This is a genomic window from Shewanella sp. SM73 (genome assembly GCF_025653795.1).
GTDB lineage: Bacteria > Pseudomonadota > Gammaproteobacteria > Enterobacterales > Shewanellaceae > Shewanella > Shewanella oncorhynchi.
This window is the reverse complement of sequence record NZ_JAKKRY010000007.1, coordinates 187,708-200,049: the sequence shown is the minus strand read 5'-3', so window position 1 is coordinate 200,049 and position 12,342 is coordinate 187,708. Positions and strand designations below refer to the sequence as shown.

The window sequence follows — 12,342 nt, the reverse complement described above, 5'->3', positions numbered from 1 at the left end:
GTACTACATCATCTCAACGACATTAAACCTATAAAGCATATTTACTTTTAGTTTTCTATCATCTAGCAACGACTTGATGGTGGTTATTTTCTTCACATGACCACTTGTTTATCGTGGTTTTCTATTAGGATACTTTGGACGTTTGCAATTTAGGGCAGTGGATAGTTTTGGGCGAACTGACCAAGCTTTTCTACTAAAAACTCTATGGTGCGACGGATCTTATGGCTGGGATAATCGGTTTGTAGGTATACCAATTGCAGTGGGATCGGCGGGGCTATTTTATCGGCTAGCACTAAGTGGAGTCTGCCTTCGGTCACATCTTGCGCCACATCGAGCCAACTCTTATAGGCAATCCCACGACCTGAGAGTGCCCAGTCGCGGATCACTGCGCCATCGTTACAGAAACGTTGGCCCCTGACTTCGATTTCAACGGGGGCGCCGTTATGACTTAACTTCCATTTCTGCCACGGCTCACCGCCGCGATTTAAGATCAGTACTGCGTGTTGGCTAAGTTCATTTAGCGTGCTTGGTGTGCCGTGTTGTGCCAGATAAGCGGGTGAGGCGACCAGTACCCTTGGGGTCATGGCGAGCTGACGCCTTTTAAGGTTTGAGTCGTCAAGTTGGCCATAGCGCAAAGCCAAATGGATATTTTGGTCGATTAAGTCTGTCATATGATCGCCAAAATACAGCTGCACTGTCAGTTCTGGGGCGCTGTCCATCAATTCATCGAGCCAAGCACGGATCTGGCTGCGGCCAATATCCGAAGGTAAGGCGAGGCGTACTTCGCCCTTAAGCTCACCCCTGTGTTCGGCTAAATTGGCGCTGGCGGTTTCGAGAATCGCCAGTGCGGGTTTCGCCGAATCGAGAAAGATCCGCCCTTCTTCTGTGAGCTGTAAGCGCCGCGTCGAGCGAGCAAATAGCTGACATCCTAGCTTTTTCTCTAATCTTTGCAGCGCGGCACTTGCCGCTGCCGGCGTCATGCCTATTTCTTTACTGGCTGCCGAGAGACTTTCTAAGGCTGCGATACGCAGCGCTAATTGCAGATCGTTTAAATGATACATATCAAATTATTTTTGAAAATGATTTTAATAATAGCCTGATTATCAATATAGATTAACTAATGCACAATTGCACCACTGATGTTTCATCTTAATTTCTGGTTCGGAGTGTGTATGAGTCTATTCATGTCTTACAAATTAGCGTCACTGGCATTAAACAATCGCATTGTGATGGCCCCTATGACTCGGGCGCGTACTACGCAGCCAGGCAATATTCCTAATGATCTGATGGCGCAATATTATGCCCAGCGCGCCTCGGCGGGGTTAATCATCACAGAAGCGACACAAATCTCCGATGACAGTCAAGGCTATTCATTTACGCCGGGCGTGTATACCGCGGAGCAAATTGAGGGTTGGAAAAAAGTCACAGCGGCAGTGCATCAGGCTGGTGGTAAAATCTTCAATCAAATTTGGCATGTTGGCCGTGTATCGCACCCGATTTTTCAGCAGGGTAATGCCCCGATTGCGCCATCGGCCATTGCGCCCGTTGGCACTAAAGTATGGATTGTGGATGAAGCGCATCCTGAAGGACAAATGGTGGATTGCCCAGAACCTAGGGCTATGGTGCAAGCCGATATCGACCGCGTTGTGGCCGATTTTGCACAGGCGGGAGTGAATGCGGTTGCGGCGGGTTTTGATGGCATCGAAATTCACGGTGGCAATGGTTATCTAATTGACCAGTTTTTACGCACCAATTCAAACCACAGAACTGATGCCTACGGCGGTTCTCAGGAAAATCGCATTCGTTTTTTACTCGAAATTGTCCAAGCCGTGAGTGCGAAAATTGGTGCCAATAAAGTCGGGGTTCGCCTCGCCCCTTACGTGACGTTTAAAGATATGGCGTGTCCTGAAATTGTAGACACTATTCTGTTGGCGGCTAAGCATTTATCGGCATTGGGCGTGGCATATTTACATCTTTCTGAGGCGGATTGGGATGATGCGCCACAGGTGCCAGAGTCCTTTAGAGTCGAGCTGCGTAAAGTCTTTAAGGGCAGCATTATTGTTGCGGGTCGCTATGATGTGGCGCGTGCCAATGAAGTGATTGATAACGGTTATGCGGACTTAGTTGCCTTCGGTCGACCTTTTATTGCGAATCCTGATTTGCCTTACCGTTTAATGCATCAATTGCCTTTATCTGCATTCGACAAAGGGCCCTTGTTTGGCGGTAGTGCGGCGGGTTATACCGATTATCCTACACACAACGAAGCATTGAGAGCCGTCATCCGATCCGCTGACGATGAGGTGGCATAATGGATCGGGTTAACACTTTGTATGTTCAGCGCTTACCCGCTTGGCTTAGTTTAAGCCTATGGTTTTCAGGCTTTATAGGTATCGCTATTGTGGGTTTTAGCTTAGCAAGTCTGAGCATGGATGCGTTAGCCGCTCAAGGGGCAACAACACAGGATAGTGCTAAAGTGCGAGCGACATTAGTGCCAAAAGTGGCTGCAATGGAAACGATTTCTGATGAATCACCGCAGGCACTAGCTATCGCCCGCGCCGCTTTGTTATATGCCAGTTTTTGGCACACGGGCGATGCAAGTTTTGCCCACGGCGCATTGGCGACTGGGTTTATCGACCGTACTCTGCCCGCTGGCCGCGCACAGGGAATCACGGGGCCACTCGAAGCCTCAAAGGCATTTAGGGCAGCGGTCCCCGATCTCTCTGTTTCAGTTGAGCATTTGCTAATAGTTGGCGATCGTGCAGTGGTACGTCTGCGTTTTAATGGCCGCTTCACTGGTGTCTTTGGTGAGCAAAAAGGCCAAGGGCAGAAAATCGATTTTCGTGCTGTTGACATGTATCGAGTACGGGATGGTTTCATCACAGATAACTGGCACCTCGAAGATTATCAAACGCTATTTTCTCAATTAGCTGCAGGGACTCAATCATGAATCAACGTCGACGATTTTTAATGGCAGGTGGCGCCATCGCTGCTGGGTTCGGCCTAAGCCAAACGGCGCTTGCTATTGGTTTACCATCATTAGATACCTTAGAAAATGACTCCAAAAGTTCAGGTGGCAGTGGTATGAACAAAATATTTTGGCCAAGTGGTGAGCAGTTAGTGATTTCAATCTCAATGCAGTTTGAAGCAGGTGCTCAAGATAAAAATGCCGAAGGGCCGTTTCCGCCGATGGAAAAGGGCTATCCAGATACCATCACCCCGACTTGGTACGATTACGGTATGAACGAAGGTATTCCAAGGCTGCTGCGCTTGTGGCGTAAGCACAATATCAAGGTGACTTCTCACATGGTTGGGCGCGCCGCTGAGTTACATCCTCAACTTGCCAAACAAGTTGCAGATGAGGGGCATGAGATTTCGGGTCACGGACAAACGTGGACGCCACAATACAGCATGTCGCCAGCAGAGGAACGCGCCTCCTATGTGGCGAGTATTGAGACGCTGCAAAGGATCACTGGTCAGCGCCCCTTAGGTTTTAATGCCTTTTGGATGCGCCATAGCACTCAAACCCTCAATATTTTGCAGGACTTAGGTTTTATTTATCACATTGATGACCTATCGCGGGACGAACCTTCAATTATCCCTGTAGGAAATAAGCCCTTTGCGGTTGTGCCTTACACTTTACGTAACAATGATATCGGACGTTTTGGTGGCAACACTGCTATGACGGCCGCGGCTTTTTTGCAGGAACTAAAGGATGAGTTCGATATGCTCTATCAAGAAGGTTCGACGCAGCGACGGATGATGTCGATCAGTGTGCACGACCGTATTGGTGGCGCTCCTGGACTTGTGACCGCTTTAGATAAGTTTATTCAGTACGCTAAAGATCACACCAATGTAGGCTTTATGCGTAAAGATGCCATTGCTAAATGGGCGCTGGCGCAAAAGGACACACCGACCAATCCTGCAAGAACATTTTAGCCTGCTGTAGCTTTGTTGGAAGAGGTTTTAATGGTTAACAAAAAGCGCGTTGTTTAACGCGCTTTTTGTTTTTGGGAACCCTTATTACTGCGAGTCGGAAGCGATTAACGCATGGCCAACATGGCCCAAGTGCGACGACCTTGCTCCAGAATTATCCCCACGGCAAGTCCCGCAGCGGCGTTGATGGCGAGGCAAGTCACCGCGGTTGATAAAATCACAAAGATACAGAAGGGCTTACCATCGATTAAGCGTTTCGACCACGCCAGTTGCAGCCCCGCAGTGGTCAGTAAACTGCCGAGGATTGCCATAGGAATAAGGCTTAATAGCCAAGCGATATTAGTACCCCAGCACAGGGCTATCATTAAGCACGTACTGCCAAAAATTAACGGCGCCAGATAAGTGCGAGCACCAAAATGGTATTGCACCGCAAGTCCGCCCGCACCGTGGCACATTGCCGAGGCACCAAAGGGCGCGAGCAATAAGTTGGCAAGACCAGAGCTAATGGCGAAGTTTTTGGGCGTGAGTTTGGCGGCATCTTCAGGGAATTTCTCCTGTGCCATTACAGACGTGGCAATGACCGCATTGGTTAAAGTTAATGCCAGTTGTGGCAAAACCAACAAAAGGGCGGCAGAGGTCCATTCAACTGATGTCGGCCAAGCCAATTGAAATGGCGCTGTCACTGCTTGAATATCAAAGTTAGTGGCTAAATTAGTTTGTGTACTTGCTTGCCAAATCATCCCCGCTGCTATGACTAAGGGCATGGCAAGGTAGCGCAGCGGCAAAAATTTACTGATAAATAACAGTACAAATGCCCCCACGCCAACCAGCCAAAATTCACTCATCATCTTAGTGCCCATCCACATCAGTTGCAGACCTATGGCGAGTTGAATGCCAACACTCACAGCTTGGGATAACTGTTTGGCTAACCAAGTGATAGCGCCGCTAAAGGCGAGAATTAACAGGATAATGCCCATTAACATGGCGCTTGCCTGCAACATGCCTGGGGTTAAGCCCTGAGCAATCACCAGTGCAGCGATGACTTTCATCGGTTGTACCGGAATCGGGCGACGGTAAAACAGCGCGCTGAGAATAGCGAATAGACCAAACCCCAAAAATATCCCTTGGGGTGAAAATTGATTGAGGGCAATTAGCCCTAACACCAAAGGTAAAAAAGTGCCTAAGTCGGCAAAAGCGCCACTGGTTTCACCGAGTAAACGGTTGAATGAAGGATTGGATACTGTTTGGGAAATTTTGCCCGAGGTCATACTGATTGCCGTAATTGAACACGCTATGACTACGCAAAATAAATGCCATAAAAATCAGATGATTTGGGGGGTAAACAGAGTCAAACTACCGTATTGAGTCACTCAATGAGACAAACTGGGGCAAGGTCGAAGAATGGCTGAGTCTAATTGTCTTTTTGAGTGAGAGTAACAAGATAATAAAAAGAGAGATCTTAGTGAACACTAAGATCTCAAAGGGTATTACTGGGAACTCGATTTGGTTCATCAGTTGTGTTCACTTCGATGCCTTACTAAAAGTAAGATATCTGTGATGCTCAAATCAGTGAACGATTCAATCAAGGCTGTTTGTGTTTTGGCCCTTGTTTATTTTTCATCGGGTCACCTTGATAACCTAGGGCTTGCCAATCGAGTCTTGTGCCTTTGTTATGGCAGTCGTTACAATTTAATGCTTGCTCCTTTGGTGACACCATATGGTTTATCCGCCACCACATTTCAGTGGCTGCAAAGTCATATTCACCACTGTATTTGATGCCTTTCTCAAGCATAGTCGTGTTCGCTTCCATTCCTAGTTTTGCCGCTAAGTTCCAATCAAACTCGCTCCAGAATCCCCCTTTGCCATAGGTTTTCGGTGTGATAAAAATATTGAGTTTTTTATCGTAAATTTGTTTACCCGTGTGCACCTTGAAAGGATAGATTTTTGCTTTGACATCATTTATATCGCCAATGGGATAGGTCAATTTAGTGACTGTACTTGGATCCATTTTATCACCTGCCATATAAGCATTGGCTGTGCCGTTGTACCAAGCGTATTGGGGTTTGACCATTTTTTCCCAAACAAAATCTCCTTTTTTCTTTTGGTAGGTATGCTTACCGTATTGGTCGAGTGTTTCTTTTTTATCATCTCCAGCTGTTGACCAGTCCCAGCGCATTTTTGTCGGTTCGTTTTTAGCAAAATACGGAATATGACAGGTTTGACAGGCAACTGCCGCTGTATGAGTATTGAGTTTTTTGTTCGCGTGCGGCGCTGATTCGTGGCAGTTTTCACAGCCAATATGGTCGACACCACCGGGTGAAACCCCCATAGCATTACCTGAGATCATGTGTTTCTCAGTGGTGTGGCAGTTCTGACATTGAAAGTCATTACCGTCGCTATCCATATGCACATCCGTCGCTTTGTCTGGATAAGACATGGATGAGTCTAAGTCCCCATGTTTTACCGCGTCACCACCGCCACCATAGAAGTGGCAACTACCGCAGTTATCCCGTACAGGTTCGCCAACGTTTTGAGCTATTTTAGTCAGATCGAGCTTTGCCATAGGTTCACCTGCGCCAGCGGGATCTTTAACATAAGTTCCTGTAGTGTCGTGACAAACTAGGCAGTCGACTTTGGTTTTATCTTTAAAGTCAAAGTTACTGTCTTTCCAACCATAACCCGCGTGACAACTGGTACAGCGGGGTTCATTGCTGGAAATGGCAACGCAGAAGTTATTAATGCTGTTTTTCTTACCTCTTACTACTGTCCTATCGGGAAGTTTTTGTTCTAACTCCCAAGTCCAATGGGAGGTTTTCATCACGTCAGTCGCTTGATTTTCATGGCAGACTAAACATTGTGTGGTCACCTGTGAGCCTGTGGTAAACGGGCCTTTAAGTGCCTCTTTATGGGGATTAGCGGCGTAGGCATTTAATGTCATGCCCGCTAAGGCAATGAGGATGAGCTTATTCATTTTGTACTCCCGCCCTCGATGTAACCGAGGGCTGATCGTTGTTATCAATGACGGATTAGAAGTTGATGGTGAGTGAGGCGTTGACATCAAACGCGGTATCAACCACTGGCAACATGGAATAAGCAGAGCCAGCTAGCACATCGTCGATTTTTTGTGGAGCACCCACAGGTGTACCGCTGCCTGTGTACTCGTAGTCGTAATAAAGGCCAGCAAGTTTGATAAACATTTTGGGGTTAATATCAAAGATGTAATAGGCTTCTGCTACATGTCCTCGGGTAGCTAACTTACTACCAATAGGGTCATCCTGTGCCTGGGTAAAAGGCGTCCAATATTCGGAGCCATAGTTATATTCCAGACCCAATTTGCCGTAGGGAGCAGGAATTTGTACGCCGACATAAATACCATAACCGTCTTTGGCTTCGGTATCGTCACTGGTTTTAGGCACCATAATAATCTCAGTGCCGGTGCTGTTTAGCTCGGCTTCAAATATGGCATCGGATAACATGCCGCCAAACATGCCTGCGTTACCGTTAGGCTCGGCGCGAGTCCAGCCGAATGATGCAAACCATTTGATATCATTTGCTTCTTCACGCGCAAAACCAATTCCTCCTAGATACATGTCGCCGATAACCCCGCTGGGTTGCACTCGGGTGACAAAGTTAAAGTTGTCGAACTTTTGCATATCTTGATACATGGTGGGGGCGAAAATGCCCGCAAGCTGGGTAGGGAAGGCCATGGTGCCTTTAAAGCCGTCATTAACATCTTTGGCGCCAAACAGGGTGAACTGGAGGAAGTTGGTGCCATCGTTGATCGCATCGATATTAAAGCCACCAAGGTGAGTATCCTTGGTGACAATATCACCAAACATTTCGCCATTTCCCCATTGTGATTCAAAGCCTTGGCCGTAACAGAAACGGACGACTTGGCCTTCGATACCTGTGATTTCGCCTAGGTTGTAGCCTAAGGTAGCGCCATCGAAGTTGAAGTTGACTAAATGTCCTGAAGGTGTGCCGCCACGCATTTCATTCTCGCGGTAGTGGCTGGGTGGACCATAGGTGGAAGGGCGACGACCTATAGAGAGATAAAACTCTGATCCATTAATGTTTTTCCAATCGAAATAGGCGCGTTCAACCCGCAGCCAGTCACCACTGGTATTGCCGCTACTGGTACCATCCATAGTGAAAGACCGCCAAGAATCAAATACTTGAACTCCGGTAGAATCACCCCAGTTTTTATACATACTGAGGCGGCCAGCAAAACTGACGTTATCCCATACCTTAGCTTTCAGATTTAACCGCAGGCGAGTGGTGTAAAAAATATCGTTATCTATGTCCTGTACACTTTTGGGCGCGAGCACATAGGGCATAACACCTTGTAACATGCCATTTTGGAAGGCTGCAGCAAGGTCTGGATTAGCTTGCATCATTTTCCCTAGTGGGGAGTTGAGATCGTTGGGCATACCGAAAGCGCCGGACATGGCTTTGGCACCAAAGTCGTTAAAATTGACTTTGATGGCCGGATTCCAGACAACATCGCGGTAATGTAGTGAATGAGCTTTAGTGCGGAAATCACCTGTAATTTCAAGGCGGTCTAACGATGTGTGCCGCTCGGTTTTGTCGACGCGATTATTGAGATCATCCAATTGCTCGGTAATATCGGCAAGCTTCTGTTTTAACTCAGTAATTTTTTGATTTTCCTGTTGTACATCATTAGGTGTAGCAAAAGATTGGCCTGACATAAACAAGGCATTGGCAACGAGGATTGAGATAAGAGTACGCATAAGGTTTCTCCCAGAGTTGTTCTGTTGGCATGATTGCGCTAAGTGCATTTCGCCAAATTTACCCAATAGGAGTCCCTGAGGTGTGTTCCCCATTTTTCTCGAATTGGTTTTTTAATTTTTAATTCAATGTGTTAGTGAGCAGTTGCAGGGGAGCTCTCTACCATTGTCTTAGGCCATAACGTTGGCAGAGATCAACCGCAGGTTTGGGGTTGGTCCGAGTCGGCGGCGTGGTCATACAAAAATTGCTGTATATCCTTGAGGTCTTGCTCCGAGAGGCCATTGAATACCTCTGGTTTGAATTTGTGCTTATCTTTATCAAAGAAGCGATCCCACTGGCTCATCGTTTTGGCCATTGGCGTGAGTTCACCACCTTCACCGCCTTGGCTATGGCAGGCTTTGCATTCTTTTTTGTACAAATGTTTACCTTTCTTTGGATTACCTCCCTCTGCGGCATACGCATTAATACTCAAGCTGCCGATCACTGCCATGGCAATTGCTATCTTAGTTGACGTTTTCATCATCTCATTCCTTACTTTTTGTGATCATTTACATTTATTTGTTGTTTAAGTGTTTTTATTGATTCCACTTTGTAAATTAATTTATCAAATCCTACGGTGTGTAAATTTGAGGTATATCACTTTCATTAAAAAAATCTAATTGATAAAAAGTTCATTGATAAAAATCTAATTGATGATGTTGTAGAGTGGTATGATTATTTTTTTCTTATTTAAAAACAATGAACTAGTCTACGTGCTAAATTAGCGCTGATAACTTTGAGTCTTGAGTTTTGCGCCTAAAGCACAAAAATGGACTGTGATTAAGCTAACACTTTGTAAAATATGCACTCACTAAAGTAGTGATGTTGAAACTTAGCAGCTGTTTGGCAGGCTTTATTGGGAAGTAAATAATGCCAGAGTTGATTCTGGCATTATTGATTCTGGCATTATTGATTTTGGGGATAGGTTTGGTTGTCTTTCGAAGCAAGATAACTTAGATAAAAGTAGACTCAGAACGGATTAAGGTTGCTGGCGCGTTGGTGCTAGAACGATTTCGCGTACGCACACATTTTGCGGTTGTTGCCATGCAAACAGCGCAGCAGCGGCGACATTTTCAGGGGCGATAACGCCGCCCATTTCTTCTTTCCAGTCATGGTAACCCGCTTTAATGTCATCGCTGGTGGTATGGCTCAACAACTCGGTTTCTACTGCGCCTGGGGCGATAGTGATAAGGCGTACGTCATCCATGGCGACCTCTTCACGAATGTTTTCTGTTAAGGCGTGCACGGCGAATTTAGTAGCGCAGTAAGCGGCGTGGTTTGGAAAGGTTTTACGCCCCGCCACTGAGCTGACATTAATTATAGTGCCAGTTTTGCGAGCTTTCATGTCGGCTAATACCGCATGAATACCATTAAGCACGCCCATCACATTGATATTGAGCATGCGGCTCCATTCATTGGGATCTTGCACATCGATTTGGCCTAGTAGCATGATTCCCGCGTTATTGATAAGACAGCCGACTGGGCCAAATTGCGCTTCTGCTTGGGTTATGGCTGTTTTAATAGCTGCGCCGTCGGTGACATCGACGCTGATAGAAAGGCTGTTTGGTAATTCAAGCGCTTGCATTGCTTCAACTCGGCGTGCCAGTAATAGCAGCGGATGGCCTGCAGCGCTAAAGCTTTTAGCCATAGCGGCGCCAATACCCGATGAGGCGCCTGTGATGACAACCAGTGATTTAGTAACTTGATTCATTAGTATTTCCTATTAATTGGAGCCAATGTAAGCCGTAAACAAACTGTTGTTCGGCGTCTTGAACTTGTTAACCAGTATAGACTGGGGATTTTCAGTCGAAAAATACTTATTCCAGCTGGATATGATAGGCTCAGCCTATGGCACTATTGTTGAAACTTTGTGCTGAACTCGTCGGTTGTCGGAGAAGATTAAATGGTCGATTTGCGTTTGCTGCGTTTCTTTATCGCAATTTTTGAAGAGAACAATATTACCTCGGCGGCTAACCGTTGCTTTGTGAGCCAGCCTTCACTGTCTGCTGGGTTAAAGCAACTCGAAGAAGAGCTTGGTGGTCAGTTATTTGAGCGCAGCAAAAAAGGCGTTAAACCTTTGGACAGCGCGCACTATCTATACCCTTTGGCGGTTAAATTAGTCGAGGAGGCGAGTAAGTTACCAGGCTTGTTTATGGCGAAGGCAAGTCGGCAAAAGCTACGTTTGGCTGTGATGCCAGACTTAAGCCAGCGGCGTTTGGCAGGATTTTTACAGCAGGTGAATCAAGCCATTGATAAGCTAGATCTGGAGCTGGTGGATTACCAAAGCCCCGCAGATTGTCGTTTAACTATCGACAGTTTACGCCATGAAGATGAAGTGTTTTTCCCGCTATGGGAAGAAGATTATGTGCTCTGCGTCCCCAAGGATCATACCCTCGCCCAAGTAGATAGCCTACGCCCCGAGCAGCTCAATGGCTTTGACTTTATTGAGTGCCCACCCTGTGAAGCTCATCAGCAAACGATAGGTTTATTGGCGTGCAGCAATATGTCGCTTAATTTGGTCGCTAAGGCCGAATCTAAGTCTCTTGTGATGTCGCTAGTGTTAGCCGGATTTGGCGTGAGTTTTTTACCCGATGGTTTGATTGAAGATGAGCCTAGGCTCAAGCAAGTGAAATTTGATGGTCCGAGAATGTTCCGTCGTATTGGTTTGTGTTATCCCTCCCATCAGGCAGTTGCGCCAACATTGGCGACCTTGTTACGGCATTTAGCCGCTCGATCGAATTAATTCCAAGTTAGTTTTGGGTTATCAGCATTCAGATTAGTGAGTCGCTAAGGGCGATTCAGTGAGATTAAGTGGAGGCTCGACGCCGTAGGATTTAAATAGTTGAGTAATTTCACCTGAGGTACGCATGTCGTCGACTATCTGGTGAACTTGCTTGGCATATTGATGCTGCGGCGACATGAGCGGAATACTGAAATAGCGGCCATTTTTGCTGATATCTACGTATGCCATCTGCTTAAGCTGGGGATCTTTAGCAAAAAATTGCATCTCATGCTGTTCGGAGGTGATGGCTAAATCGATACGCTCAGCCTTCAACATATTGATTAACTGACCGTTATCATTAACAAAAGACACTTTTAGTTGGTTTTGATTGTCATTGAACTGTGGACAGTAAAAAGCGCCTCTAAGTGCGCCAATGATATGAGGTTTTAGTTCATCGAAATGTTTGACTTCAAGTTGTCTATTCGCAAGGGCAAAGTAATAGACGTAGCGCTTGTCGTATCCCAGTAGCATAGGGTCTAGAAAATCGTTGCGCTCTGGTGTCATCGAATGGACAGGGATTAGGTCGACTTGTCCCATTTCTGCCACTTTAATTGTGCGTGCCCAAGGTACATTACTCCAATTTATCTTGTGACCTAGGCGGGCGATGACTTCATTGATGACAGCTGCACCTGGGCCTTTGCAATCACCATTTTCGACATAAATAACAGGATGCCTATCGCGGCAGTGTGCTTGCCAGACAACGGCAGAGGTTTCTGCCCTTGCTTGGGGCAGAAATAAGCATGAAATGACAATGATCAGTATCAGCCTCATACATCTTGCCTATTAAAATGGTCAGTTTTAATTTTGGACTGGGCAGTTAACCTGACTAGGTTTTATTT

General features: G+C 46.4%; 11 protein-coding genes. 4 read left to right on the top strand and 7 right to left on the bottom strand.

Translation table 11 applies throughout. From position 1 onward, the window contains the following. Positions 1-149: 149 nt before the first annotated feature. Positions 150-1,061: a LysR family transcriptional regulator gene (locus L5M51_RS12225; protein ID WP_006087077.1), complete on the bottom strand. Its 912-nt coding sequence runs from the start codon at positions 1,059-1,061 to the stop codon at positions 150-152. A gap of 111 nt (positions 1,062-1,172) precedes the next feature. On the opposite strand from L5M51_RS12225, the gene L5M51_RS12220 reads away from it, so the two are divergent. Genes L5M51_RS12220 through L5M51_RS12210 form a run of 3 tightly spaced genes read left to right on the top strand, consistent with a single transcriptional unit; the run spans position 1,173 to position 3,936 of the window. Further along, on the top strand, positions 1,173-2,309 hold the full coding sequence (locus tag L5M51_RS12220; protein WP_263172956.1) for an alkene reductase: 1,137 nt from the start codon (positions 1,173-1,175) through the stop codon (positions 2,307-2,309). Next, positions 2,309-2,947: an ester cyclase gene (locus L5M51_RS12215; protein ID WP_263172955.1), complete on the top strand. Its 639-nt coding sequence runs from the start codon at positions 2,309-2,311 to the stop codon at positions 2,945-2,947. The genes L5M51_RS12220 and L5M51_RS12215 overlap by 1 nt, the downstream gene beginning before the upstream one ends. Beyond that, positions 2,944-3,936 carry a polysaccharide deacetylase family protein gene (locus tag L5M51_RS12210; protein WP_263172950.1) on the top strand — a complete coding sequence of 331 codons (993 nt, stop codon included), beginning with the start codon at positions 2,944-2,946 and terminating at the stop codon, positions 3,934-3,936. Before L5M51_RS12215 ends, L5M51_RS12210 begins: the two co-directional genes overlap by 4 nt. A 104-nt stretch (positions 3,937-4,040) precedes the next feature. Here L5M51_RS12210 and L5M51_RS12205 read toward each other — a convergent pair whose 3' ends face one another. The 5 genes from L5M51_RS12205 to L5M51_RS12185 form a co-directional block, all read right to left on the bottom strand. Next, entirely contained in the window at positions 4,041-5,201 is a 1,161-nt protein-coding gene (locus tag L5M51_RS12205) for a putative sulfate/molybdate transporter (RefSeq protein ID WP_263164304.1), read from the bottom strand. A 314-nt stretch (positions 5,202-5,515) separates the two neighbouring features. Further along, the gene (locus L5M51_RS12200) at positions 5,516-6,904 is read right to left on the bottom strand and encodes a tetrathionate reductase family octaheme c-type cytochrome (RefSeq protein ID WP_263164305.1); all 1,389 of its coding nucleotides are present in this window, start codon (positions 6,902-6,904) and stop codon (positions 5,516-5,518) included. Between the two features lie 55 nt (positions 6,905-6,959). Then, positions 6,960-8,684 (bottom strand): DUF3373 domain-containing protein, encoded by a 1,725-nt coding sequence (locus L5M51_RS12195; protein WP_198573047.1) that lies wholly within the window; start codon positions 8,682-8,684, stop codon positions 6,960-6,962. A gap of 191 nt (positions 8,685-8,875) precedes the next feature. Continuing rightward, entirely contained in the window at positions 8,876-9,205 is a 330-nt protein-coding gene (locus tag L5M51_RS12190; RefSeq protein WP_105251249.1) for a c-type cytochrome, read from the bottom strand. A 495-nt stretch (positions 9,206-9,700) separates the two neighbouring features. Then, the gene (locus tag L5M51_RS12185) at positions 9,701-10,432 is read right to left on the bottom strand and encodes an SDR family oxidoreductase (protein ID WP_105251250.1); all 732 of its coding nucleotides are present in this window, start codon (positions 10,430-10,432) and stop codon (positions 9,701-9,703) included. A gap of 192 nt (positions 10,433-10,624) precedes the next feature. Between L5M51_RS12185 and L5M51_RS12180 the strand changes: the two genes are divergently transcribed. Continuing rightward, entirely contained in the window at positions 10,625-11,464 is an 840-nt protein-coding gene (locus tag L5M51_RS12180; protein ID WP_263172946.1) for a LysR family transcriptional regulator, read from the top strand. A 33-nt stretch (positions 11,465-11,497) separates the two neighbouring features. Here L5M51_RS12180 and L5M51_RS12175 read toward each other — a convergent pair whose 3' ends face one another. Continuing rightward, on the bottom strand, positions 11,498-12,274 hold the full coding sequence (locus L5M51_RS12175; RefSeq protein WP_168825709.1) for a substrate-binding periplasmic protein: 777 nt from the start codon (positions 12,272-12,274) through the stop codon (positions 11,498-11,500). Positions 12,275-12,342: the final 68 nt, after the last annotated feature.